The 24,759-nt window shown below is 70.1% G+C and carries 21 protein-coding genes; 11 read left to right on the plus strand and 10 right to left on the minus strand.

What is annotated here, in order from left to right; translation table 11 throughout:
* Positions 1-265 precede the first annotated feature (265 nt).
* On the minus strand, positions 266-1,105 hold the full coding sequence (locus OG711_RS27590; RefSeq protein ID WP_266515094.1) for a serine hydrolase domain-containing protein: 840 nt from the start codon (positions 1,103-1,105) through the stop codon (positions 266-268).
* 274 nt (positions 1,106-1,379) lie between these two features.
* Between OG711_RS27590 and OG711_RS27595 the strand changes: the two genes are divergently transcribed.
* Both OG711_RS27595 and OG711_RS27600 read left to right on the plus strand, forming a co-directional pair.
* Positions 1,380-1,865, plus strand: coding sequence for a MerR family transcriptional regulator (locus OG711_RS27595; RefSeq protein ID WP_073794199.1), 486 nt, complete (start codon positions 1,380-1,382; stop codon positions 1,863-1,865).
* The gene (locus tag OG711_RS27600) at positions 1,862-2,872 is read left to right on the plus strand and encodes an aldo/keto reductase (RefSeq protein WP_329561104.1); all 1,011 of its coding nucleotides are present in this window, start codon (positions 1,862-1,864) and stop codon (positions 2,870-2,872) included. The genes OG711_RS27595 and OG711_RS27600 overlap by 4 nt, the downstream gene beginning before the upstream one ends.
* A 215-nt stretch (positions 2,873-3,087) precedes the next feature.
* On the opposite strand, the gene OG711_RS27605 is transcribed toward OG711_RS27600, so the two are convergent.
* The 7 genes from OG711_RS27605 to OG711_RS27635 all read right to left on the minus strand — a co-directional run bounded on the left by OG711_RS27605 (position 3,088) and on the right by OG711_RS27635 (position 11,505).
* Positions 3,088-4,338, minus strand: a complete 1,251-nt coding sequence (locus tag OG711_RS27605; protein WP_405674997.1) for an acyltransferase family protein — start codon at positions 4,336-4,338, stop codon at positions 3,088-3,090.
* Positions 4,339-4,472: 134 nt separating this feature from the next.
* Positions 4,473-5,630 (minus strand): alpha/beta hydrolase, encoded by a 1,158-nt coding sequence (locus OG711_RS27610; RefSeq protein WP_405674121.1) that lies wholly within the window; start codon positions 5,628-5,630, stop codon positions 4,473-4,475.
* Positions 5,631-6,274: 644 nt separating this feature from the next.
* Positions 6,275-6,952, minus strand: coding sequence for a response regulator (locus tag OG711_RS27615; RefSeq protein ID WP_266515082.1), 678 nt, complete (start codon positions 6,950-6,952; stop codon positions 6,275-6,277).
* Positions 6,949-8,355, minus strand: a complete 1,407-nt coding sequence (locus OG711_RS27620) for a sensor histidine kinase (RefSeq protein WP_329561110.1) — start codon at positions 8,353-8,355, stop codon at positions 6,949-6,951. The genes OG711_RS27615 and OG711_RS27620 overlap by 4 nt, the downstream gene beginning before the upstream one ends.
* Before the next feature lie 103 nt (positions 8,356-8,458).
* Positions 8,459-9,325 (minus strand): DUF4429 domain-containing protein, encoded by an 867-nt coding sequence (locus OG711_RS27625; RefSeq protein WP_329561113.1) that lies wholly within the window; start codon positions 9,323-9,325, stop codon positions 8,459-8,461.
* 75 nt (positions 9,326-9,400) lie between these two features.
* The gene (locus tag OG711_RS27630; protein WP_073793537.1) at positions 9,401-10,612 is read right to left on the minus strand and encodes an alpha/beta hydrolase; all 1,212 of its coding nucleotides are present in this window, start codon (positions 10,610-10,612) and stop codon (positions 9,401-9,403) included.
* Positions 10,613-10,836: 224 nt separating this feature from the next.
* Positions 10,837-11,505: a TetR family transcriptional regulator gene (locus OG711_RS27635; protein WP_073793536.1), complete on the minus strand. Its 669-nt coding sequence runs from the start codon at positions 11,503-11,505 to the stop codon at positions 10,837-10,839.
* A 102-nt stretch (positions 11,506-11,607) separates the two neighbouring features.
* Between OG711_RS27635 and OG711_RS27640 the strand changes: the two genes are divergently transcribed.
* Both OG711_RS27640 and OG711_RS27645 read left to right on the plus strand, forming a co-directional pair.
* Positions 11,608-13,230, plus strand: a complete 1,623-nt coding sequence (locus tag OG711_RS27640) for an MFS transporter (RefSeq protein ID WP_266515067.1) — start codon at positions 11,608-11,610, stop codon at positions 13,228-13,230.
* Positions 13,231-13,437: 207 nt separating this feature from the next.
* Positions 13,438-13,923 (plus strand): peptidase inhibitor family I36 protein, encoded by a 486-nt coding sequence (locus OG711_RS27645; RefSeq protein WP_329564078.1) that lies wholly within the window; start codon positions 13,438-13,440, stop codon positions 13,921-13,923.
* Between the two features lie 69 nt (positions 13,924-13,992).
* Here OG711_RS27645 and aceE read toward each other — a convergent pair whose 3' ends face one another.
* Positions 13,993-16,740 carry a pyruvate dehydrogenase (acetyl-transferring), homodimeric type gene (gene aceE / locus OG711_RS27650; protein WP_329561118.1) on the minus strand — a complete coding sequence of 916 codons (2,748 nt, stop codon included), beginning with the start codon at positions 16,738-16,740 and terminating at the stop codon, positions 13,993-13,995.
* Between the two features lie 557 nt (positions 16,741-17,297).
* Here aceE and OG711_RS27655 point away from each other — a divergent pair.
* From OG711_RS27655 to OG711_RS27680, 6 genes are all read left to right on the plus strand, one after another.
* A complete protein-coding gene (locus tag OG711_RS27655; RefSeq protein WP_073793532.1) occupies positions 17,298-17,735 on the plus strand; it encodes a DUF3052 domain-containing protein in 438 nt (145 codons plus the stop codon).
* A 462-nt stretch (positions 17,736-18,197) separates the two neighbouring features.
* The gene (locus OG711_RS27660; protein ID WP_329561120.1) at positions 18,198-18,656 is read left to right on the plus strand and encodes a peroxiredoxin; all 459 of its coding nucleotides are present in this window, start codon (positions 18,198-18,200) and stop codon (positions 18,654-18,656) included.
* A gap of 114 nt (positions 18,657-18,770) precedes the next feature.
* The gene (locus OG711_RS27665) at positions 18,771-19,346 is read left to right on the plus strand and encodes a TerD family protein (protein WP_073793530.1); all 576 of its coding nucleotides are present in this window, start codon (positions 18,771-18,773) and stop codon (positions 19,344-19,346) included.
* 217 nt (positions 19,347-19,563) lie between these two features.
* Positions 19,564-20,139, plus strand: coding sequence for a TerD family protein (locus tag OG711_RS27670; protein ID WP_073793529.1), 576 nt, complete (start codon positions 19,564-19,566; stop codon positions 20,137-20,139).
* Between the two features lie 73 nt (positions 20,140-20,212).
* Positions 20,213-21,355, plus strand: coding sequence for a DUF475 domain-containing protein (locus tag OG711_RS27675; RefSeq protein ID WP_329561122.1), 1,143 nt, complete (start codon positions 20,213-20,215; stop codon positions 21,353-21,355).
* 166 nt (positions 21,356-21,521) lie between these two features.
* Positions 21,522-22,259, plus strand: coding sequence for a TerD family protein (locus OG711_RS27680; protein WP_073793527.1), 738 nt, complete (start codon positions 21,522-21,524; stop codon positions 22,257-22,259).
* Between the two features lie 59 nt (positions 22,260-22,318).
* On the opposite strand, the gene OG711_RS27685 is transcribed toward OG711_RS27680, so the two are convergent.
* Positions 22,319-23,221, minus strand: coding sequence for a TerD family protein (locus OG711_RS27685; RefSeq protein WP_329561124.1), 903 nt, complete (start codon positions 23,219-23,221; stop codon positions 22,319-22,321).
* Between the two features lie 197 nt (positions 23,222-23,418).
* On the opposite strand from OG711_RS27685, the gene OG711_RS27690 reads away from it, so the two are divergent.
* Positions 23,419-24,585, plus strand: a complete 1,167-nt coding sequence (locus tag OG711_RS27690; RefSeq protein WP_329561126.1) for an HpcH/HpaI aldolase/citrate lyase family protein — start codon at positions 23,419-23,421, stop codon at positions 24,583-24,585.
* Positions 24,586-24,759 lie beyond the last annotated feature (174 nt).

The following is a 24,759-nucleotide window of genomic DNA, read 5'->3' on the forward strand; positions in this document are numbered from 1 at the left end:
GGCCCGCCCCCGGTGAGCCCCGACCGCACGGCCCGCGGACCCGCGCGGTACAGGCCGCGCATGACCAGACCAACGCGAACTCCTGCCGCGCATGCCACGCCAACGCACAGCCAGGCCATGCACGCCACGCCGACGCGACACCCAACCGACTCCTGTGTCACGACGACTCTTGCTGTCACGACGACCTCTGTATCGCGACGACTCCGGGAACGCGTCACCCCACCCGTAGGCCGTCAGCGGCGAACGGCCCGCGCACCGGCCGCCCTCACAACTCGGCGAGCACCGCGTCGGTCAGCTTCGGCCATACCTCGACCGCCCACGGGCCGAACGCCCGGTCCGTGAGCGCGACGCACGCCGCTCCGGCACCCCGGCCGTCCGACCACCGCGCGTCCGGGTCGATCCACAGGAACGTACCCGTCTGCCCGAAGTGCCCGAACGTCCTCGGCGACGACGAACTCCCCGTCCAGTGCGGCGACTTGGCGTCCCTGATCTCGAACCCCAGCCCCCAGTCGTTCGGGTTCTGGTGACCGTACCCCGGCAGCACACCCTTGGTGCCCGGGAACTGCACCGTCATCGCCTCCGCCACCGTCCGCGGGTCGAGCAACCGGGGAGCCTGCACCTCCGCGGCGAAGCGCACCAGGTCGTCGACCGTCGACACCCCGTCCTTGGCCGGGGAGGCGTTCCCGTCCAAGGACGTGTCCACCATCCCCAACGGCTCAAGCACCGCCTGCCGCAGATACTCCCCGAACGGGATCTCCGTCGCCTTCGCCACATGATCGGCGAGCACCTCGAACCCGGCGTTCGAGTACAGCCGCCGCCCCCCGGGCTCCGCCATCACCCTGTGCTCGTCGAACGCCAGCCCACTGGTGTGCGCCAGCAGATGCCGTACGGTCGCCCCCTCCGGCCCCGCCGCCTCGTCCAGCTCGACCGCGCCCTCCTCGTACGCCACCAGCACCGCGTACGCCGCCAGGGGTTTGGTCACCGAGGCCAACGCGAACCGTTGCCCGGTGGGCCCGAACGCCCCCACCAACTCCCCGTCGGCCCGTACCACCGCACCAGCGGCAGCCGGAACCGGCCACCCTTCCATCAACCCGAGGCTCTGCATGCTCCCGACCCTATCCACCCGCCAGGGAGGGGGCCCTCCCCCTCCCCTCCCACCCCGCCTAAACACGCTTGCCTGGAGTGCACTCCAAGGTCCTAGCGTGGCGGTCATGACGGTGATGGAAACGGTGACCCAGACCACGCCAGCCCCCACCCCGCTGACCCCCACCACGCCGACCCCGGGGGCCGGTCCGGACACCCGCTCCGGTCTCGCCCACCCCACAAGCCCCACCGGCCCGCGTCCGGCCGACGCGCACGCCCCCGCCGAAACGACGTACCTGACTCCCAGGGACGGCGTCACCACCTCCGTCCCGGGCCCGGACCCCGGGGAGCCGGCTTGTGCCGCCGAGCCCTCCCCGTATCCGCGCCCCGAAGGGCAGGACCGCTACACGATCAGCGAGGTCGCGGCACACACCGGTCTCACCGCCCACACCCTGCGCTGGTACGAGCGGATCGGCCTGATGCCGCACATCGACCGCTCCCACACCGGTCAGCGCCGCTACCGCAACCGCGACCTCGACTGGCTCGACCTCGTAGGCAAGCTCCGGCTCACCGGGATGCCGGTCGCCGGCATGGTCCGCTTCGCCGAACTCGTCCGCGACGGTGACCACAACTTCCCCGAGCGGCAACGGCTCCTGGAAGCCACCCGCCGCGATGTGCTGACCCGGATCGCCGAGCTCCGCGACACGCTCGCCGTCCTGGACCACAAGATCGACTTCTATTCCACAGCCGCTTCCCCCTCCGAGAGGAACCTCACCCAATGACGCGTCTCACGACCACCCGCCTCGGCGCCGACGGACCCCAGGTCGGACTCCAAGGACTCGGCTGCATGGGCATGACCTTCGCCTACGGCCCCACCGACACCGACGAGGCCCGAGCCACCCTGGAACGCGCCCTCGAACTCGGCGTCACCCTGTACGACACCGCCGACGTCTACGGCGCAGGCGACAACGAACGCTTCCTCGCCCCCTTCCTCCGGGCCCATCGCGACGAGATCGTCCTCGCCACGAAGTTCGCCCTGTCGATCGACCCCGACGACCCGACCAACCGCTCCATCAACAACGACCCCTCCTACATACGCTCCAGCGTCGACGCCAGCCTCCAGCGCCTCGGCATCGACACCATCGACCTGTACTACATGCACCGTCGCGCACCCGGCGCGCCCATCGAGGAGACCGTCGGCGCCATGGCCGAGCTGGTCCAGGCCGGCAAGGTCAAGCATCTGGGCCTCAGCGAGGTCACCGGCCAGGAACTGCGCACCGCTCACGCCGTCCACCCGATCGCCGCCGTCCAGTCCGAGTGGTCCCTCTTCAGCCGGGACATCGAACGGGGCGTCGTCCCCACCGCCGCCGAACTCGGCATCGCCCTCGTGCCCTACTCCCCGCTCGGCCGCGGCTTCCTCACCGGGTCCTTCGTCAGCGCCGACAAGGAACTCACCGCCGACGACTTCCGCCGTGAACTGCCCCGCTTCACCGGCACCAACGCCACCGCCAACGCCTCCCTCCTCACCCCCATCCGTACGGTCGCCGCCGCTCACCACGCCACCCTCGGCCAGGTCGCCCTCGCCTGGGTGCACCAGCAGGCCGACATCCACGGCCTGTCCGTGATCCCCATCCCCGGCACCCGCAGCCGCAGCCGTGTCGAGGAGAACACCGCCGCCATCCGTATCTCGCTCAGCGACGAGGAACTGTCCCTCCTCGACCCCCTCGCCGCCCAGGTCTCCGGCGAGCGCTACGCCGACATGACCTTCACCTCGGCGGGCCGCGAGTAACACCCCCAGGCGCCCGTGCCCCCCTGTCCGCAGACGTCACGACCCGCTGCCGGCAGCCGCGAGAGCAACACCCGGCCCTCGCCCCGGCCCTGACACCGGCCCCGACCCTGGCGCCCGACCTCGACCACTCACCCTGACCACTCACCTCGCCCGCCCACTCCACCGCCGGCCCCGCCGGGGCGTCCACGCTCGTGGGCGGCCCGGCGCCCGCCTGTCTACGCCAACCCCAGGGCGAATGCCGCGAAACCCGCCGCCAGCAGCCCGGCCACCGCCCTTCTGGTCCGACCCGTCCCCGCCCACGGGGACTCGAAGCCGCGCGTCCATCTGCCGACCACGACCAAGAGCAACGCGAACACGGGAATCCACGCCAACCGCGCTCCGATCCACCCCACGCTCTCCGGCGCCCCGACCAGGCCAGTCACCGCGCCGAACAGTGACGCCGGCACGGCCGCCACCAGCATCGCCGTCTGATGCCAGCAGAGGATCGTCATCGCCGACAGATTGATCACCACGACCGGAGCCCACAGCCCCGGCCTCCGCAACGCCCGGCCGATCCGGTCCCGCAGCAGCATCGCCGCCCCGCACTGCGCCGCGGCCAGTGCCAGCACCAGCAGCGACGGCGGATGGGAGTTCGTCCGCTCCGCTCCTGGCACCCCCACCATCGACGCCGGGTAGTGGAAGACCGCCAACAGCGCCACGAACAGCGCCACACCCCCGCCGAGCAGCACCCAGGCCCCGCGCCGCCCCAGCCGCGCCTGCGACCAGCACACCCCGAGCTGATAGGCGAACATCCAGCCCGGCAAGAGATTCAACAGGCTCAGCGAAGAAGGCATCGCCTCCGCGTAGGGGCCGTACCGCAGGAAATCCACCACCGCCACGGAACCGATCAGGGGAGCCGCCGCCCAGGCCCCCAGCCGCTCCGCCGCCCGTATGCACAGCGGTGTCAGGGCCGTGATCACGGCGTAGACGCCGACGAACCACAAGGGCTGGACCACCAGCGTGGAACCTGTCCGCAGCGTCGTCTCCGGTATCCCCGCGGCGGTCAGCACCGGTATCAGCACCGCCCACACCGCCGTCACACCCAGCACCGGCCGTCCCAGCCGCGCCAACCGCTGCCGGAGCCAGTCCGCCGCCGACCCGCCCCGCTGCCGGGTCCGTCGGTAGGACAGCGCCGAGGCGTAGCCGCCGACCAGGAAGAAGACTCCGAGCATCTGGAGCACCCAACTGATGGGCGCGAGCGAACCGAAGGCGGACAAGGGGCTCGCGTTGCGCAGGGCCCCGTCCGCGCCGAGCGTGAAGCCGCCCAGCAGCCAGTGCCCGGTGGGGACGGCCAGCAGAGCCATGGCCCGCAATCCGTCGATCGCCCGGTCCCGGCTCGGCGGGGTCTTCGCGTCTATCGCGCCGGCGGCGGCTCCAGCCCGGCCGATCGCCCGGCTGAGCGTCGATGAGCCCGGGACCCTCGCCATGAGCGGCTTCGCCCCCTGCGAGATGGGCTGCTTCGCCCCTTGCGAGGAGTCAGCTCCCCGGCGATCAGCGATGAGCGGTTCCGTCCTGCTGATCGGCGGTGCCGACCTGGTCGTCCTGCTGTTCATGATGCTGTTCATGACGCGACCTCCTGCCGTGCCCGGGTGTGACCCTGGTCCGTGTCGGCCCGGAGGCCGCTGCCGGCGATCCCGGTGCCGGTGGCGATGTCCGCGAAGGCGGCCAGCGAAGCGGTGCCCGGTGCGAAATAGCCGGTGTGGCCGTGGGCGTCATGGGCCGGGACCGGGCGGGCGCCGAACGCGGGTCCTGCGGGGTCCTCGCCGTGTCCGAGACCGAGGAACCGGACGTTCGGAACCTTGCCGATCCAGTCGCTGTCGTCCTTGGCCGCCCATACCCGGGCGTCCGTGCCCAGATCGGAGACGCTGTCCGCGCGCATTCCCGGTGAGCCGAGCACCACCAGGTCGGAAGCCATGAGGGAGGGCGCCGCCAGGCCGCAGACGACCGAGCCGTAGCTGTGGCAGAACACGGTCGGCGCCGGCCGACCCACCGCGTGCAGTCCCGCGACGAACCGGCTGAGCCGTGGCGCCCCGGCCTCCGCGAGCCCACCGGTGGCCGCGTCGGGACCGATGCCCACCGGTGTCGTGTAGCCCGCCCAGGCCACGACCGCCGTGCCGCCCCCTGCTGCCTGTCGCAGCGACTTGGCCATCCCGGACGGTGTGCCGTAGGTGTCGGTGGTCCGGTCGAAGGTGCTCACGTCGATGTCGGAGCCCGGAACGATCACCGAGACATGGCGCGCGGTCCCGAGGTCGCCGTGCACCTCGGCGATCTGCCCTCGCCCCCGGGGATCGAAGGCCAGTATCCGTCGGCCTGGTGCGAGCAGTTCGGAGTACCGGGTGATCCGTTCCCGGGCCCGCTGGCGGTCCCGGACCGGAAGTTCCCGGCTCGCCGCCTGCTTCTGCTGCTGTGCCCGGCTGTCCAGCAGAGCGCGCCTGTTCGCCTGGTACCGGAGGTCCAGCGGGGCGCCGTCGAGGTTGCCGACGACCCCGGGGTGTCGTTCGGCCAGCTTCTCGCGCTCCGAGTCGTCCAGCGTGCCGAAGAACCGGGCTGTCCCGGTGGGAGTCGTGGCGGCCGGGTCAGGCAGGTGGACCCCGAGGGAACGGTCCGCCCGCCATGCGGCGGTGCCGGGTGGTGGCCCGTTGAGCGGGACTTGGGCGTTCCCGACGGCCAGGCCGGTGGTCCCCGCGAAGGCCGCCGTGACCAGGGCCATCGCGATCAAGGTCCGCCTGCCCCGCCCGGCCCGCCGGCCCTGAGCGGGGACCCGGGAACGGAGTCGGCCGCGTGCTCGGACCCTGGCCGTGGAGGCCGATGGTTCGACAGGAGCGGTCGCCCCTCGGACCTTGTGATCCCGCACCCGCGCCATTGTCGTGGTGGCGCAGTAACTGCCCTGTCCTGCAAGCGAGTTGTGGTCCATCGCTCGCCCTCCCCGTCGGTCCGTTCGTCTGACGAGGGGAAGGTACGGAGCTGAACGCACGCCGCACGTCACACTGCGGAGCCAAGTCGCGGGTAGTACCGGGGTATGGGGTCGTCATACCCCGGTACCGGCTGGTCCCAGGGAGCCGAAGACCGGCCGCCTCCTGACGGCCCGAACCTTCGCGATCCGGCGCTGCGTGGCTCTTCCCTGGGCGCCTACGACAGGGCTGACGCGGGCGAACGGGCACCCAAGCAGCCCCGGCCGGGCCCCCGGCCGGGCACAGCGGCCGGGCACAGCGGGAGGGAACGGGAGAGGACGGGAGGGGACGGGCGTACGACCGCGCCCCCCGACCGTGGGACGGTCGAGGGGCGCGTGCGCGAACTGCCGGGGGACCGCAGCCTCGGCGTCCAGGTTCCGTGCGGGACCCGGACCGTTAGCGGTGCGTGGCCCTACCGCTCTCCGGGCGTGACGAGCCCCGACTCGTACGCGAAGATCACCGCTTGGGCCCTGTCCCGGAGCCCCAGCTTGGCCAGGACCCGTCCGATGTGCGTCTTGACCGTCTGCTCCGCGAGGATGAGCCGGTCGGCGATCTCCTGATTGGACAGGCCCCGGGCGATCAGCCCCAGTACCTCGGTCTCCCGTGGAGTGAGTCCGTTCAGCGCGAGGGACCGTTCACGCCGCGAGCTGGTCTTGCGCTCCGCGAACTCCGCGATCAACCGGCGGGTCACCGAGGGCGCGAGGAGGGCGTCCCCGCCCGCGACGACCCGCACCGCCGAGATCAGGTCCGCGGGCGGCGCGTCCTTGAGGAGGAAGCCCGAGGCGCCGGCGCGCAGTGCCTCGAAGATGTAGTCGTCCGCGTCGAACGTGGTGAGCATGAGGACCTTGGGCCGGTGCACCACTCCGGGCGGCGGGTCGAGCAGGACACGGGTGGCCGCCAGTCCGTCCATCTCCGGCATACGTACATCCATCAGCACGATGTCGGGGTGAGCGGTGCGACTGAGGACGACCCCCTCCTTGCCGTTCGGCGCCTCGCCCACGACGTCGATGTCGCTCTGCGCGGCGAGGAGCGCGGCGAACCCCGCCCGGACCATGGCCTGGTCGTCGACGATGATCACGCGGATGGTCATGGGCGAGGCTGCTCCTTGGTGCTGGTGGGACCGGCGGTCGGCGGTCGGTCGGGGGCGGGCGCGGTACCGCCCGGTTCGACGACGGGCATCCTGGCCGCGACACGGAACCCTCCGTCGGGCAGCGGCCCGACATCGAGTGTGCCGCCGACCAGCCGGACACGTTCCGCCATGCCGATCAGCCCGTGCCCCGTCGATCCATGTTCCAAGGGAGCGGAGGAGGGTCGCTTGGAGGGCCGGTTGACGACCGCCACGGTGAGATGTTTCCGGTCGGTGGAGACGAGTACCTCGGTGAGGGCGCCCGGGGCGTGGCGCACCACATTGGCCAGGGCCTCCTGGACGATGCGGTACGCCGACAGGTCCACGGCGGGCGACAGCTGAGCCAGTTCCCTGACGAGGGCGATCTCGGGGGACGACAGTACGACCGGCACCCCCGCGCGCACGGTGGCGTCGGCCAGATGTCTCAGCCGGTCGAGACCCGGCTGGGGAGCCCGCTCGCCCGCGGTGTCCTCGCTGCGCAGCACCGACAGCAGACGGCGCATCTCGCCCAGGGACTCCCGCGCCCCGGTGGCTATGGACTCGAATTCCTTGACCACGCCGGGGGGAAGGTTCCCCAGCCGGTAGGGGGCGGAGTCGGCCTGCACGGTGATCACCGACATATGGTGCGCCACGACATCGTGCAACTCGCGGGCGATACGCGCGCGTTCCTCCAGAAGGGCCCGGTGGGAACGCTCCGCTTCGTTGATGTCCTCCTGTTCGGCGAGCTTGTGCTGTGCTTCGCGGCGGTCCTTTATCAGCGTGCCGACCAGCAGCATCGCCCCGCTGAGGACGATCATCAGGACGCTGGTGTCCTGGCTGTCCGGGGCACTCAGCGCGGCGAGCAGCAGACTGGCGACCGTGGTCGTCAGCCAGACGGCGACCAGGGTGCGGCGTTTCTCCCGCAGGGCGAGCGCGAGGCTGAGCGCCGCGTACCCGACGATGGCCGGGGGGAGCCAGGGAGCCGGCCGGTCGGCCGTCGCGTCGAGGGTGGTCACGGCGCAGAGGACGTTCGCGCTGCCGATGATCCACCAGGCGGGCAGCGGTCTGGTCACGGCGAGGAGCAACGGCGCCGTCTGCGCGACCGCGAGGGCACCGGCGAGCGCTCCGGCGACCTCGTAGTCGCGGATGAGGACGCCGATGGTGGTGGGGAGCAGGCTCGACACGAGGGCCAGGGCGACCACGTAGGGGATCATCCGCATCCAGGACCTGGACGCCTGGGACAGCAGGGCCTCGGTGGATCCGGTCGGGGTGACGAGGGCGACGCCGACGTCGCGCAGTGCGTCCCGGGCCGTGGTCCGGGCGCGGTGTGCGAAGGTGCGCGGTGAGGTCCGCCCTGGCGGGCCTGGGGGTGGGGGTGCGGTGCTCATAGCCTGATCAGGGTAGGCACCGGTGTGCCGTTCTGCCGTCATACCGAGGTGCTGGACCGCATCTCATACCGGGGTATGAGGGAACCCTGGTCGCCCCTGGGGGTCACAGCTCGGCGAGCAGTTCCGCCTTCTTCGACAGGAACTCCTCGTCGGTCACCAGTCCCGCCTGGTGGAGTTCGCCGAGGTGCCGGATGCGGTCCGCGATGTCCGCGGGGTCGCGCCGGCCTGGCGGGGCGTGGAGGGCGGGGACGGCTCCGACCGGTCCGCACGACCGTACGGCGGCGAGTACCGAGGCGGCGAAGGGCAGGGACTCGTGCACGGGCCCGTAACCGAGGCCGAACACCACCGCCGCCGGGTCCTGGTCGGCCTGGGCGGGCTGCTGGGCGTTGTCACGGAGCAGCAGCCGCAGATGTCCTTCGAAGAGTTCGGGGGAGCGCCATTCGACTCCGTTGAGGTCGGCGACGGGGAACTTCTGGTCGCCGGCCTTCCATTTCGCGGAGGAGGCGCCGGTCCATGACCAGCGGTAGGAGACGGCTTTGCCGTCGAAGGCCGCCTTGCCGTCGTACGCCTTGAAGTGCAGGGGGGCTTCCGGCGCGGTCACGAGGTAGCGGTCCGGGGGTTCGCCGGTGCCGCTTTCGCCGATGAGGGGCCGCAGTTCGTCGGCGTAGTACTCGGCGAGTGTCGCGCGTTCCGCCGGGAGGACCAGGCGGTAGGGGTCGGCGCCTTCCTTGAGCTGTCCCGCCGCCGCGTCCATGAGCGGGTCGGCGCCGGGTCTCGGTACGGCGTGCAGGACGACCGTTCCGCGTCTGCCGGGGGTCACTGTGACGGCGGCGACCGCCTCGTGGGGGACCCGGCGTTCCCCGAGTGCCTGGAACAGCTTGGGCGTGCGTATCCCCCGTTCGAAGCGGATGAGCACGGAATCGGACTCGAACTCCCAAGCGGCGTGAAATCCGGCCAGTACATCACCCATGCTGGTCATCGTATGCGGCACGGGCGTCTCCGTCCCTCCCATAGGGGGCCGCACTTCTTACGTCTTCTACGCGCGTCAGGCCGCGGCGCCCGTGGACAGACCACTCCTGCAACTGTCGTCCCGGTCGGCACAACGCAACCCCTGGTAGGCCCCGACGCCGATCTCGGCGAAGTTGGTGAGGCTCTCGGTGCCGGGCTCGAAGTAGCCCGTGTGTCCGTCCGCTCCGCGCGCGGACAGCAGCCGGGCGCCGAACGCGGGGGAGACGGGGTCGGCGCCGTGGCCGAGGGAGCCGAGTTCGAGATGCGGTACGTCCTCGATCCAGTCGTCACCGTCCCGGGTGGCCCATACGCGCGCGTGGGTGCGCAGTTGGGACACCCTGTCGGCGCGCATTCCGGGGCTTCCGGCGACGGCGATGTCGCTGACACGGGACGGCAGCCCCGGGGCGGCGACCCCGCACAGGACGGAACCGTAGCTGTGGCAGTAGAGGGCGATCCCGCCGCGGCCCGGCAGGCCCCGCAGCATCGCGTTGAGGCGGACCGCGCCGCTCTCGGCCCGTATCGCCGTCGCGGCCTCGACGCCGAGCCCGTCGGGCGCCCGGTAGTCGGCCCAGGCGATCACCGAGGTGCGGGTCCGCGGGCTCGCCTCGCGTTCGGCGTCATGGAGGGCACGGGCCATACCGAGGGGCGTGGAGTACGCGCGGTCGTCCCGCTGGAAGGTGATCAGGGTCGTGTCGACGCCGGGTACGACGACGGAGACCCGTTGGGCGCGTTCCAGGTCGCCGAGGACCTCTGCCACCCGTCCGGGTCCGGTCGGGTCGAAGGCGAGGACCTGGCGGCCCGGCCGGCTGAGGGCGTCGTAGCGCTGCATACGGCGTTCGGCGTCCCGCTGGCCCGCCGCGGAGAGTCTGCTGTCCCGCGCGCGCTGCGACTCCTGCTCGCGGGCGATGCCGAGTGCCGTGCGGTTGGCGAGATAACGCAGGGAGACGGGAGCGCCGTTCATGTTGCCGACGGCCAGGGGATGGCGGTGGACGAGCAGGCGTTGCTGCTGGGCCGTGAGCGAGGCGAAGAACTGCGACAGCCGTGCCGGAGGGACCTGGGGGTCCGGGAGGGGGCGGCCGTCGAGGTGACCGCGCTCCCACGCGGAGAGCGCTGCCCTCAGGGCGGAACCGCGCTCGCCGCGGCCGTGCAGGGTCGTCCAGCCGGTGGTCGCCAGCATCACGAGGACGACGACCAGGGCGAGCACTGCCCGCCAGGCGCCGAGTTGAGGGGATGAGTCGAAGGAAGTCACTGCGGCACACCCTAGGAGAAGCCCGCACGACTGCGTGCGCTGGGTGACACGCATCACGATTTCACCGGTGCAAGTGTGTCAAAGGGGGCGCGAAAGCAGGGGGGTTGTCACGTTCCGTAGCCGCTGTGTGTGTCTCGCGCGCGGGAGTGCGCCGTCCGGCGTGCGGTCGGCGGTGCGCTCCGGTCGGGTCGGCGGCGCGTCCTGATCGGTGCCCGCGCGGGGCGTTATCGGGGCGATCGCGACGGGCCGGTGCGCCAGTCCCCGGCCAGGGCGGGGCCCAGATGGTCCAGATAGCGCGCGGTGAGGTCGCGGATGGACTCGATGCTGGTGTCCTCGCCCGCGCCCCACAGGCGGCCCGTGACCCGCATCACGCCGGTGAACACCGCCACCGCGACGCGTGGCCGGGGGTCCTCGTCGACGTCCAGGCCCTCGCGTTCCGCGACGAGCCGCGCCATCTGCTCCTCGACCTCCGAGGAGCGGCGGACATGGCTGGCGAGCAGGGAGGGGGTGGATTCGATCATCTGATAGGTGCGCATGTGCAGCGGCATGGGCACGGTCGTGTCGATGGTGTCGTCGACCGTGTCCCAGGTCTGGAGCACCGCGTTGCGCAGCGCCTCCAGCGGCCCCTCGGTCCGGGGGCGCTCGCGCAGCGCCGCCACGAAGTGGGACTCGATCATGTCCTGGACCGCGAAGACGACTTCTTCCTTGTTGCGGAAGTAGCGGAAGAACGTGCGCTGGGAGACGTCGACGGCCTCGGTGATCTCGTCGACGGTGGTTTCCTCGAACCCCTGGGTGGTGAACAGTTCGAGCGCCGCCCGCAGCAGTGCGTCCCGTGTGCGCGCCTTCTTCCGCTCACGCAGTCCCGGTCGGGGTGATGTCACGCCGCGCCCCATTTCCTCTGTTTCCGCAGGTCACTCTATCTGTGAGTAAGGTGACAGCTACCGGCTAGTGATTTTGTTTGTCAACTGTCAGAGGCTGACATTACTGTCCGCCGTATGACTAGTCAGACCACCGTCGACAAGACCGGTCCGGCGGACGAGGTGCCGACCCCGCTCGTCCCGGGCCCCACCAAGGCCCAAGGGCTGCGCGGCCACCCTTGGCTGACGCTCTTCGCCGTCGCGATCGGCGTGATGATGGTGGCCCTCGACGGCACCATCGTGGCGATCGCCAACCCCGAGATCCAGCGGGACCTCGGCGCGACCTTCGCGGACGTCCAATGGATCACCAACGGGTACTTCCTCGCGCTCGCCGTCTCCCTCATCACCGCGGGCAAGCTCGGTGACCGGTTCGGACACCGCCAGACGTTCCTCATCGGCATCGTCGGCTTCGCCCTCGCCTCGGCCGCCATCGGCCTGTCCGACGGCATCGCCTACGTGATCTTCTTCCGGGTCCTCCAGGGTCTGTTCGGCGCGCTGCTCATGCCGGCGGCGCTCGGCCTGCTGCGCGCCACCTTCCCCGCCGAGAAGCTCAACATGGCCATCGGCATCTGGGGCATGGTGATCGGTGCCTCCACCGCGGGCGGCCCGATCGTGGGCGGTCTGCTCGTCGAGCACGTGAGCTGGCAGTCCGTGTTCTTCATCAACGTGCCGGTCGGCGTCGTCGCCCTCGTCCTGGGTGTGCTGATCCTCACGGACCACCGTGCCAAGAACGCGCCGCGCTCCTTCGACATCATCGGCATCGTGCTGCTGTCCGCGGCCATGTTCTGCCTGGTCTGGGCCATCATCAAGGCCCCCGAGTGGGGCTGGGGCGATGGACTGACCTGGACCTTCATGAGTATCGCGGTGGCCTCCTTCATCCTGTTCGCCTTCTGGGAGACGAAGGTCGAGGAGCCGCTCGTCCCGCTCGGGCTCTTCCGCTCCGTGCCGCTGTCGGCCGGTGTGGTCCTGATGGTTCTCATGGCCATCGCCTTCATGGGCGGACTGTTCTTCGTCACCTTCTACCTCCAGCGGGTGCACGGGATGAGCCCGGTGCAGTCGGGCGTCCATCTGCTGCCGCTGACGGGCATGATGATCGTCGGCTCCCCGCTCGCCGGATTGATGATCACCAAGGTCGGCCCGCGTATCCCGCTGGCGGGCGGCATGGCCGTCACCTCGCTCGCCATGTACGGCATGTCGACCCTCGACGCCGGGACCGGCAGCTTCACCATGTCCATCTGGTTCGCCCTGCTCGGCCTCGGTCTCGCACCGGTCATGGTCGGCGCCACCGAGGTCATCGTCGGCAACGCGCCCATGGAACTGTCCGGGGTCGCGGGCGGACTCCAGCAGGCCGCCATGCAGATCGGCGGCAGCCTCGGCACCGCCGTGCTCGGCGCCGTCATGGCCTCCAAGGTCCACAGCGACCTCCCCGGCAACTGGACGGACGCCGACCTGCCGCCGCTCACCCCCGACCAGCTCGACCAGGCGGCCGAGGCCGTCCAGGTCGGCGCCCCGCCCATAGCCCCGGGCACCCCGGCCGACATCGCCGCGACGATCACCGGTGTCACCCACGACACGTTCATCTCCGGGATGAGCCTCGCCTGCCTCGTCGCCGCCGCCGTCGGCTTCGTGGCGATCTTCGTCGCCCTGCTCACCAAGCGGGGCGCCAACGCCCAGGCGGGCGCCTCGGCGGCCCACATCTAGCTGGTCGGCGCCACGTCGCCGACCAGCACCGGCCCGACCGCCACGGCAACACCGCGGACGGCCGCCAACGCTCGCGAAACCCCACCAGTTCCCGACCGGTGGGGTTTTCGCCTGTCCGGGTGGCACCGCCTCGGAACCCTTCCTTCCGCTCCGCCCCGCAGGTGACAGTGGCACCAAGTGATCAGTACGACACGGGGGTTCGACCACATGCGCACCAACCTGCTCCTCGCCACCGCCGCGACCGCCACGGCCCTGGCCCTCGCCGGTCCCGTCCACACGGGAGTCGCGGCCTCGCCCTCGGCCCGGCCCGCCGACGCACCGCACTCCCTCGGCACCACGACCCCGCACCGGACCGCCGGCGCACCCGCCGCCCGCAACGCCACCACCCCGGCCGCCATGACCCGCACCACGCTCGGCGCCTGCGGGCCCGGGGAACTGTGTCTGTGGTCCAAGCCGGACTTCAAGGGCACCCGGACCGCCCATGACCTGTCCGAGATCGACATCGAGAGCTGCGTACCCCTCCCGCAGGGGACCAGCGCGCAATCCTTCGCCAACCGACTCGGACGCCCCGTCACCACCTACCAGTCCGGCACCTGCGACGAGACCGGGGAGTTCGACACCTACCCCGGCGACGGCACCTGGACCCCGCAATCACCCCACCGGATCAGGGCGTTCAAGGTCTGGGAGAACTGACCGGCCGCGAAACGCCGACGGGGGCGGCGGGACCGAAGCCCCACCACCCCCGAGGAACAGCCCCGGCGACTACGCGTCGCCGCCCGCCGGCCCCGGATCGGCCGCCGCCACATCCAGCAGCTGATACCGGTCGATCGCCTGCTTCAGCGCCGCGCGGTCCACCTTGCCCTCCTTCGCCAGCTCGGTGAGCACACCCAGCACGATGGACTGCGCGTCGATATGGAAGTAACGCCGAGCGGCACCCCGGGTGTCCGCGAAACCGAACCCGTCCGCACCCAGCGACTGGTACGCCCCCGGCACCCAGCGCGCGATCTGGTCGGGCACCGAACGCATCCAGTCCGACACCGCCACGAAAGGACCCTCGGCCCCCGACAGCTTCCGCGTCACATACGGCACCCGCTGCTCCTCCTCGGGGTGCAGCAGATTATGCCGCTCCACCTCCACGGCCTCCCGGCGCAGCTCGTTCCAGGAGGTCGCCGACCACACATCCGCCCGGACGTTCCACTCCTCGGCCAGGAGACGCTGCGCCTCCAGTGCCCACGGCACCGCGACACCCGACGCCAGGATCTGCGCCCCGAACTCACCCCGCTCGCCCGCCTTCAGCCGGTGGACACCCTTGAGGATGCCCTCGACATCCACGTCCTCCGGCTCGGCGGGATGCTGCATCGGCTCGTTGTACACGGTCAGGTAGTAGAAGACGTCCTCACCCGGCGCGCCGTCGGCGGTCTCGCCGTACATCCGGCGCAGCCCGTCCCGGACGATATGGGCGATCTCGTAACCGTAGGCCGGGTCGTACGCGACACAGCCCGGGTTGGTCGAGGCGAGCAACTGCGAATGACCGTCGGCGTGCTGAAGGCCCTCACCGGTCAGCGTCGTCCGCCCGGCGGTCGCCCCCAGCACGAAGCCACGCGCCAGCTGGTCCGCCATCTGCCAGAACTGATCACCGGTGCGCTGGAAACCGAACATCGAATAGAAGACGTACACCGGGATCAGCGGTTCGCCGTGAGTGGCGTACGCCGAGCCCGCCGCGATCAGCGACGCCGTACAACCAGCCTCGGAGATACCGTCATGCAGCATCTGCCCCGTCGGGGACTCCTTGTACGCGAGGAGGAGGTCCCGGTCCACCGATTCGTACTGCTGGCCCAGCGGGTTGTAGATCTTGGCGCTCGGGAAGAACGAGTCCATGCCGAACGTGCGGTACTCGTCCGGCGCGATCAGCACGAAACGCTTGCCGATCTCCTTGTCCCGCATCAGGTCCTTCAGCAGCCGTACGAACGCCATCGTCGTGGCGATCGACTGCTGTCCCGAGCCCTTCCTGACGGCCGCGTACGCCTTGTCGCCGGGCAGCTCCAGAGGCTTCGCCCGCACGACACGTGTCGGGACATATCCGCCGAGCGCCTTGCGGCGGTCGTGCATGTACTGGATCTCCTCCGAGTCCCGGCCCGGGTGGTAGTACGGCGGCAGACCGCTTTCGAGCTGCTGGTCGGCGATCGGCAGACGCAGCCGGTCACGGAAGCCCTTCAGATCGTCGACGGTCAGCTTCTTCATCTGATGGGTCGCGTTACGGCCCTCGAAGTTGGGGCCGAGCGTCCAGCCCTTGACCGTCTGCGCGAGGATCACCGTCGGCTGACCCTTGTGCGCCTTGGCCGCCGCGAACGCCGCGAAGATCTTCTTGTGGTCGTGCCCGCCGCGCCCCAGATGCAGGATCTGGTCGTCCGTCATGTTCTCGACCATCGCGCGCAGCCGCTGGTCGTCACCGAAGAAATGGTCCCGGATGTACGCCCCGGTCTCCGTGGCATACGTCTGGAACTGCCCGTCCGGCGTCGTGTTCAGCCGGTTCACCAGGATGCCGTCCCGGTCCTGGGCGAGCAGCGGGTCCCAGGAGCGGTCCCACACCAGCTTGATCACATTCCAGCCCGCGCCCCGGAACTGGGATTCCAGCTCCTGGATGATCTTGCCGTTGCCCCGTACCGGTCCGTCGAGCCGCTGGAGGTTGCAGTTGACGACGAAGGTGAGATTGTCCAGCCCCTCACGGGCGGCGATGGACAGCTGGCCGAGCGACTCGGGCTCGTCCATCTCCCCGTCACCGAGGAAGGCCCACACATGCGACTGGGAGGTGTCCGCGATGTCCCGCGCCTGCATATAGCGGTTCATCCGCGCCTGGAAGATCGCCCCCAGCGGGCCGAGGCCCATCGAGACGGTGGGGAACTCCCAGAAGTCCGGCATCAGCCGGGGATGCGGGTAGCTGGAGAGTCCGTCGGGAGCCTTGGACTTCTCCTGCCGGAAGGCGTCCAGCTGCCGCTCGTCGAGGCGGTCCAGCAGGAAGGCGCGGGCGTAGATCCCCGGGGAGGCATGCCCCTGGAAGAAGATCTGGTCACCGCCGTGGCCCTCGTCCTTGCCGCGGAAGAAGTGGTTGAAACCCACGTCGTACAGCGACGCGGACGAGGCGAACGTCGCGATGTGGCCACCGACCCCGATCCCGGGACGCTGCGCACGCGAGACCATCACGGCGGCGTTCCACCGGGTCGCGTTGAGGACCCTGCGCTCGATCTCCTCGTTCCCGGGGAAGAACGGCTCGTCCCGGGTGGCGATGGTGTTGACGTAGTCCGTGCTGCGCATCTCGGGCACGGCCACACGCTTCTCGCGGGCCCGCTCGATCAGTCGGAGCATCAGATAGCGGGCCCGCTCACGGCCACGCTCGTCGATGGCGGCGTCGAGCGAGTCGAGCCATTCCTGGGTCTCCTCGGGATCGAAATCGGGGACCTGGCTCGGAAGGCCGCCAATGATGATCGGGTTGCGATCGAATCCGGAAGCCACGCTGTTCCTTCACTGTCCGGTGGCACGGCCGTGGGACATGCCACTGCTGGTGGGTGCGGCGTTCCCCATCGTGTACCGCAGGACAGGAAACGTCATCTGTACCGGGAGGTAACCGGGACCTCGGTCCGGCAGGGTGGGGCGGTTCGGCCAAATCGCAACGATACGCCCATCCCGTACCGGCCGAACGGGCGGCCGGGTGATCGCCGCCACCCGCTCCATGTGTCCCCCGCGCGCCGGAATGTCCCCTTGTGTTCACCTCGCCCGGCGCCTCGTCGATCTTTTGCCCCCGCGTCCGTCTCGGATGCGTACCGGTTTTTCCGCTGCCCCTACTTCGGTTCGCGAAACGGGCGAATAGGGCAGACTGTCGTGGTGTGTGTCACTGATTGCCGTGATTTCGTGCCTGGAGTTGCGTCGAGACGGCCGGGAACGTCACCGTTTCGGCGGTCTCGACGGCCGGGTACTTGCGCGATCCGTCCCGCCCGTGTGGACTACGGCCAATACCTCGCGCAGGCGCGAGGCCCGCAAGACAACATCCGAACATGATCAGGAGGCAAACGGTGAGCGCGACCGCGGACCACGCGGAGGAGCGGACGAACCCTGCCGCCAGGCTGGGGTTCCAGCCCGGGCAGGTGGTCCAGGAGATCGGCTACGACGACGACGCCGATCAGGAACTCCGCGAGGCCATTGAGGAGATCATCGGCAGCGACATCGTCGATGAGGATTTCGACGACGTAGCCGATGCCGTAGTGCTGTGGTTCCGTGAGGACGACGGCGATCTGACGGACGCGCTGGTCGACGCCCTCGGGCTGATCGACGACGGTTCCCCGGTCTGGCTGCTGACGCCCAAGACCGGGCGCGACGGCTATGTCGAACCCAGCGATATCAACGAGTCCGCACAGACCGCGGGTCTGTCCCAGACCAAGAGCATCAGCGCGGGCAAGGACTGGACCGGCAGCCGTCTGGTCACCCCGAAGGCGGCCGCCAAGAAGCGCTGACACCACCTCCTCGCGCGGGACATCCTCAACGGCTCCCGCGTCCGTGATCTCCGTGCGGGCCCCCGCCGACCGGCGTCGGCGGGGCTCTGCCGACGAATACACCCGCCGCCTGTGGCACCCCCACGGGCGGCGTTTTCCTTGCCGCGAGCCGCGAGCCGCGAGCCGCGAGCCGCGAGCCGCGAGCCAGTCGTGCCGCCCGCCGCCGGCCCGCCCCGGCCGCGCCGCCCGGTCCGCCGAGGCCGCCCGCCGCCCGCGGCCCTCCGCCCGGTCCGTCGAGGCCCGTCACGGCGCTCTGCCGCCCCCTCCGCCCCCAGTGGCCCCTCCTGCCCCCCGCGCCCCCGCGTCGGCCCCAGCGCCCCGTCCAGGGCCGTGGACGCCGCCCGCAGCCCCCCGTCGGGTCTGCGGGGCCGCTGCGTAGGCTGGTCGTCACCTGAACAGCCGCGTGGAAGGAACACCGTCACCATGGCGATCGAGATCGGCACCAAGGCCCCGGATTTCGAGCTCAAGAACCAGCACGGCGAGACCGTGCGTCTGTCCGACTTCCGCGGTGACAAGAACGTGGTGCTGCTCTTCTACCCGTTCGCGTTCACCGGGGTGTGCACCGGCGAGCTGTGCGCACTGCGTGACGAACTGCCGAAGTTCGTCAACGACGATGTGCAGCTCCTGGCCGTCTCCAACGACTCCCCGTTCACCCTGCGGGTCTTCGCCGAGCGGGAGGGCCTGGAGTACCCGCTGCTGTCCGACTTCTGGCCGCACGGCGACGCCTCGCGCGCCTACGGCGTCTTCGACGAGGACAAGGGCTGCGCGGTCCGGGGCACCTTCATCATCGACAAGGAGGGCGTCGTGCGCTGGACCGTCGTGAACGGCCTGCCGGACGCCCGGGATCTCGGCGACTACCTCAAGGCCCTCGACATCCTGTGATTCTTCGGGACCAAGCACTGCGGAGTGCGGGAACCCGTCACTAGGATCGAAACGTTGATCCGATACCACAGCACGACGGGGGCTCCGCGCCCCTGGACAACATCGGGAGGATTTGTGGGAGTCAGCCTCAGCAAGGGCGGCAATGTATCGCTGACCAAGGAGGCCCCCGGCCTGACCGCGGTCGTGATCGGTCTCGGCTGGGACGTCCGGACCACCACGGGTACGGACTTCGACCTCGACGCCAGTGCCATCCTGACCAACGCGGAGGGCAAGGTCACCAACGACCAGAACTTCGTCTTCTTCAACAACCTCAAGAGCCCGGAAGGCTCCGTCGAGCACACCGGTGACAACCTCACCGGTGAGGGCGAGGGCGACGACGAGCAGATCAAGGTGAGCCTGGTCGGGGTCCCGGCGGACGTCACCCGGGTCGTCTTCCCGGTCTCGATCTACGACGCCGAGAACCGCCAGCAGTCCTTCGGCCAGGTGCGGAACGCGTTCATTCGCGTGGTCAACCAGGCGAACAACCAGGAGATCGCGCGCTACGACCTCTCCGAGGACGCCTCCACCGAGACCGCGATGGTCTTCGGCGAGCTGTACCGCAACGGCGCCGAGTGGAAGTTCCGTGCCATCGGCCAGGGCTACGCCTCGGGTCTGCGCGGTATCGCGCAGGACTTCGGCGTCAACGTCTGAGCCGCCGCACACCGCATCACCGCGGTACCGCCCGCCGCATCACCGCGGTACCGCACACCGCACCACCGCCCGGCGCGGCGCCCGATCCGCGCGCCGCGCCAGGCGGTCGGCGGTCGTACGAACGCCCCCGGCCAGGGGGCCCGGGGGGCCACGGCGCAGTCCGTGGGTCTGGCGGTCCCCGGGAAGACGCAGTATCACCTCGGGGAGGAAGACGATCATGGGTGTCACGCTTGCCAAGGGAGGCAATGTCTCCCTGTCCAAGGCCGCGCCGAATCTCACACAGGTACTGGTCGGCCTCGGCTGGGACGCACGCTCCACCACGGGAGCCCCCTTCGACCTCGACGCCAGCGCTCTGCTGTGCACCGCGGGCCGGGTTCTCGGTGACGAATGGTTCGTGTTCTACAACAACCTCAAGAGCCCCGACGGCTCCGTCGAGCACACGGGTGACAATCTCACCGGTGAGGGCGACGGGGACGACGAGTCGGTCCTGATCGATCTGTCCAAGGTCCCGCTCGGCTGCGACAAGATCGTCTTCCCGGTCTCCATCCATGACGCGGACAACCGCGGTCAGAGCTTCGGCCAGGTCAGCAACGCTTTCATCCGGGTCGTCAACCAGGCGGACGGCCAGGAACTCGCGCGCTACGACCTCTCGGAGGACGCGTCCACCGAGACGGCGATGATCTTCGGTGAGGTCTACCGTTACGGAAATGAATGGAAGTTCCGTGCAGTGGGCCAGGGGTACGCGTCGGGCTTGCGTGGCATCGCCCTAGACTTCGGAGTCAATGTTTCGTAAAGCTGGGCCCGGTGCGGGGTGACCCCTGCCGGACTCCTACCGGGGAAATCCCCGTGACAGGAATGGGTAGCCAGTGATTCTGAGAACCTTCGGCTGGTCGTTCGCGGTCACCGCGCTCGGCCTCGTCGCAGCCTTGCTCTACGGGGGGTGGGTCGGGTTCGGGATCGTGGCGATCCTGTCCGTCCTGGAGATCTCGCTGTCGTTCGACAACGCGGTGGTCAACGCCGGAATTCTGAAGAAGATGAATGCCTTCTGGCAGAAGATCTTCCTCACCATCGGCATCCTGATCGCCGTCTTCGGTATGCGGCTGGTCTTCCCCGTGGTCATCGTCGCGGTCAGCGCCGGACTCGGTCCGATCGAAGCGGTCGATCTCGCGCTCAACGACAAGGACCGTTATCAGGAACTGGTCACCGACGCCCACGCGTCGATCGCCTCCTTCGGAGGCATGTTCCTCCTCATGATCTTCCTCGACTTCATCTTCGAGGACCGTGACATCAAGTGGCTGCGCTGGATCGAGCGCCCGCTGGCCAGGCTCGGCAAGGTCGAGATGCTCTCCGTGTGCATCGCCCTGATCGTGCTCATGATCAGCGCCCTCTATCTGGCGCCGCAAGCGCACCAGCACGGCGGTACCCACGCCGACAAGACGGAGACGGTGCTGCTGTCCGGGATCGCCGGTCTCATCACCTATCTGGTCGTCGGCGGTCTGTCCGGCTTCTTCGAGGGCAAGCTCGACGAGGAGGAGGAACGCGAGCACGAGGCGGAGGAAGCGGCCAAGCGCAGCGGGAAGCCCGTGATCCTCCTCGCGGGCAAAGCGGCCTTCTTCATGTTCCTCTACCTGGAGGTCCTGGACGCGTCGTTCTCGTTCGACGGGGTCATCGGCGCCTTCGCGATCACCAACGACATCGTTCTCATGGCCCTCGGCCTGGGTATCGGCGCGATGTACGTCCGGTCCATCACCGTCTATCTGGTCCGCCAGGGCACCCTGGAGGACTACGTCTATCTGGAGCACGGGGCGCACTACGCGATCGGCGCGCTCGCCGCGATCCTGCTGATCACCATCCGCTTCGAGGTCAACGAGTTCGTCACCGGACTCGTCGGCGTGGTCCTGATCGGCTGGTCGTTCTGGTCGTCCGTGCGGCGCAACCGCGCCCTGGTGGCGAGCGGCCACAAGGGCGGCGGCTCGGACGACGCGTCGAAGGTGACGTCCGGGGCCTGAGTATCGCCCTACCGTGGCCGGTTCCGGAGTGTGACGGCGCCCGCCACGAGGAACGCTCTCAACGGGGCGGTCGTGAGGCATGGTCCTCACGGCCGCCCCGCTGCAACGATCAGGAGAAACCCGGCCGACGGCCGGGCATCGGGACACCAGGGCATTGGGGGGCGGTATGTCCTTCTGGGACGGATTGTGGCCGGGACGCTCGGCGGACTTCGAGTCAGGGGCCTCGGCGAGCAACGCCATCGAACTGACCAAGCGGCGCCCCATGGTCTCGCTGACCAAGCAGGGCGCCGCCACCGGGAATCTGCGCGTCAACCTCTCCTGGCGGATGCGCAACTCGGACATCGGCGGCCCGGACCGCGGCGGACTGTTCAGCAGCCCGCTCAAGATGTTCAAACCCGATGTGGTCCAGGCCCACACCATGAGCATGGTCAATGTCGACCTCGACCTGGGCTGCCTCTACGAGCTGACGGACGGGACGAAGGGCGTCGTCCAGCCCCTCGGCGGCTTCTTCGGGGACCTGAACGGCGCGCCCTACGTCAAGCTCAGCGGGGACGACCGCTTCGGCTCGGGCACCGGCGAGACGCTCTTCGTCAACCTCGACCAGCGGGAGGAGATCAAGCGCCTGCTGATCTTCGTCTACATCTACGACCAGACCCCCGCCTTCGACCGCACCCACGCCATCGTCACCCTCTACCCGAGCAGCGGTCCCCGGATCGAGATCGGGCTGGACGAGCGCGCCCCGCAGGCCCGTTCCTGCGCGGTGTTCTCACTGGAGAACGTCAAGGACGAGCTGATCGTCCGCCGCGAGGTGAAGTTCGTCTACGGCTTCCAGGCCGAGCTGGACCGCCTGTACGGGTGGGGCCTCCAGTGGGGCCGGGGCTACAAGTCCAAGGCCGACCGCTGAACCCTCGCCTCCGGGGCACCCGAACCGGCCACCGGGCGACGGCCGGCCGGCCGGCAACCTCAGCGGGGCTGGAACTGCGGGCCCTGCGGCGGCAGCCGGAAGTCCGGGTCGGGAACGACCGCGGCGACCGGCTGCGGATAGCCGTACGAAGGCTGCGGGGCCCCCGGCTGCCCGGACGGCGGCTGAGGGTAGCCGTACGTGGGCCGCGGCGACGGGCCGGCCGTCGTCGCGGCCGGGGGATAGCCGTACGCGGGCCCGGCGGCCGGTTCCCGCGGGGCGGGCGGATACGCCGGATGGGGCGCGGTCTGCCGGGGCACGGTGTGCGCCGGGCCGGACGGGGCCGCCGCGGACGGCTGCGCGGGCGGCGGGACCGCGGCGTCCCGCACCTGCTCCGCGGCGTCCGGCTCCGGGTCCTGCTCGGACTCGTCCACCGAGATCCCGAAGTCCGTCGCGAGACCGACCAGGCCGTTCGAGTACCCGTCACCCACCGCGCGGAACTTCCAGCCGTCGCCACGCCGGTACATCTCACCGCAGATCAGCGCCGTCTCCGCGCCCGTCTCCGGCCTGATGTCGAAATAGGCCAGCGGCTCGTCGTCCGCCGCGTCCGCGTCATGCAGCTGGATGCACAGCGTGTGCACCCGCTCGAACGGCACATCGTCGGCCGACGCCACCAGCAGCACCCGGTCGACCTCGGCGGGCAGCCCCGCGAGATCCGCCTGAATGGTGTCGGTGAGCCCCTGGGACCCGCGCTTCTTGCCCAGCCGCCACACCTTGCCCGACGGATGCCGCGGCTGGTTGTAGAAGACGAAGTCCTCGTCGGACCGCACCCGCCCCCCGGACCCGAGGAGCAGCGCCGAGACATCGACGTCCGGGACGTCCTGCCCCGGGGACCAGCGCAGCACCGCGCGTACCGCCGTCGCTTCGAGCGGGACGTTCGACCCCTTCAGCATCGCGTGCGTCATACGGCCATCCTGCCTTCCCGGCGGTCGCCAGGACAACGCGGGGGACGTGCCGCGACAAGGAAAACGGGCCCCGCGGGCCGACACGGACCGCAGCTGATTACCAGAAATTCACGCCCCATGGGAACCCCTGACATACGTTCCTACGTACTATTACCGGCCACATTGCGTCGGAACATTCCGGCTTCACGGGGAGAGTCATGCGTCATTTCGGGCACATCGCCCCTGAGGTGCGTCAGCGCCTCTTCCACCGGGAGCCGTGCGACTTCACCGCCGACTCTCCCGCCCGGGTGCTCGCGGTCGCCCTGGGAGCGACCCTCTACACCCCCGCCACCAGGCCCGCGCTGGCCGACGCCATCCGCAAACAGGCCGCTCGTGGCGTGATGTCCATGGTGCTGTGCCTGGAGGACTCCATCGAGGACACCGAGGTCCCCGACGCCGAGCGGAACATCGTCCGCCAGCTCACCGACCTCGCCGCGCACCCCGGCGGTGACCTGCCGCTTCTCTTCATCCGGGTCCGTACGCCGGAGCAGATCCCCGACCTGGTGCGGCGCCTGGGCGCGGCCGGCGCGCTGCTGTCCGGATTCGTACTGCCCAAGTTCACCGAGGAGCGGGGCATCCCCTTCCTGGAGGCCCTCACCGCCGCCGAGTCCCTCCACGGCCGCAGACTGTTCGCGATGCCGGTGCTGGAGTCCCCGGAGCTGCTGTACCTGGAGACCCGCCGCGAGACCCTCACCGGGATCGCCCGTACCGTCGACAAGTACCGCGACCGCGTTCTCGCCCTGCGACTGGGCGTGACCGACTTCTGCTCGGTGTACGGGCTGCGCAGGCCGCCCGACCTGACCGCCTACGACGTCCAGGTCGTCGCCTCCGTCATCGGTGACGTGGTGAACCTCCTCGGCCGCGCCGACGGCACCGGCTACACCGTCACGGGGCCGGTCTGGGAGTACTTCCGGCTCCAGGAGCGCATGTTCAAGCCCCAGCTGCGCCGCAGCCCCTTCCTGGAGGGCCGCGCGGACGAGCTGCGCCAGACGCTCATCGAGCACGACCTCGACGGACTGCTCCGTGAGATCGAGCTCGACCGCGCCAACGGTCTGCTCGGCAAGACCTGCATCCATCCGTCGCACGTCCAGCCCGTGCACGCGCTGTCCGTGGTCAGTCACGAGGAGTACGGCGACGCGCGGGACATCCTGCGACCGGAGCGGGACGGCGGCGGCGTGATGCGTTCCGCCTACACGAACAAGATGAACGAGGTGAAACCCCACCGCGCGTGGGCCGAGCGCATCCTGCTGCGCGCCGAGGTGTTCGGCGTCGCACGCGAGGACGTCGGCTTCGTGGAACTTCTCGCCGCCGGGCTCTCCGGCTGAACACAAGGGACGATGGACGACGTGGTGTGGACGGGGACGTGGGTCGCGCGGCGGCTCGGGATCGAACTGGTGGGTGCCGAGGCGGGCGCCGACGCGGGCACCCCTGGGCGCCCGGGTGGCCGGCCAGGCCCCGCCGGAGGCGGATCGGGCCCCTCGGACGGTGGATCGGGCCCC

Source organism: Streptomyces uncialis, from assembly GCF_036250755.1.
Taxonomy (GTDB): Bacteria; Actinomycetota; Actinomycetes; order Streptomycetales; family Streptomycetaceae; genus Streptomyces; species Streptomyces uncialis.

Coding starts and splice junctions, on each gene's coding strand:
- OG711_RS27590 (WP_266515094.1), bottom strand. CDS start 1,105: ATGCAGAGCCTCGGGTTGATGGAAGGGTGGCCGGTTCCGGCTGCCGCT.
- OG711_RS27600 (WP_329561104.1), top strand. CDS start 1,862: ATGACGCGTCTCACGACCACCCGCCTCGGCGCCGACGGACCCCAGGTC.
- OG711_RS27605 (WP_405674997.1), bottom strand. CDS start 4,338: ATGGCGAGGGTCCCGGGCTCATCGACGCTCAGCCGGGCGATCGGCCGG.
- OG711_RS27615 (WP_266515082.1), bottom strand. CDS start 6,952: ATGACCATCCGCGTGATCATCGTCGACGACCAGGCCATGGTCCGGGCG.
- OG711_RS27620 (WP_329561110.1), bottom strand. CDS start 8,355: ATGAGCACCGCACCCCCACCCCCAGGCCCGCCAGGGCGGACCTCACCG.
- OG711_RS27625 (WP_329561113.1), bottom strand. CDS start 9,325: ATGGGTGATGTACTGGCCGGATTTCACGCCGCTTGGGAGTTCGAGTCC.
- OG711_RS27635 (WP_073793536.1), bottom strand. CDS start 11,505: ATGGGGCGCGGCGTGACATCACCCCGACCGGGACTGCGTGAGCGGAAG.
- OG711_RS27640 (WP_266515067.1), top strand. CDS start 11,608: ATGACTAGTCAGACCACCGTCGACAAGACCGGTCCGGCGGACGAGGTG.
- OG711_RS27645 (WP_329564078.1), top strand. CDS start 13,438: ATGCGCACCAACCTGCTCCTCGCCACCGCCGCGACCGCCACGGCCCTG.
- OG711_RS27660 (WP_329561120.1), top strand. CDS start 18,198: ATGGCGATCGAGATCGGCACCAAGGCCCCGGATTTCGAGCTCAAGAAC.
- OG711_RS27670 (WP_073793529.1), top strand. CDS start 19,564: ATGGGTGTCACGCTTGCCAAGGGAGGCAATGTCTCCCTGTCCAAGGCC.
- OG711_RS27680 (WP_073793527.1), top strand. CDS start 21,522: ATGTCCTTCTGGGACGGATTGTGGCCGGGACGCTCGGCGGACTTCGAG.
- OG711_RS27685 (WP_329561124.1), bottom strand. CDS start 23,221: ATGACGCACGCGATGCTGAAGGGGTCGAACGTCCCGCTCGAAGCGACG.
- OG711_RS27690 (WP_329561126.1), top strand. CDS start 23,419: ATGCGTCATTTCGGGCACATCGCCCCTGAGGTGCGTCAGCGCCTCTTC.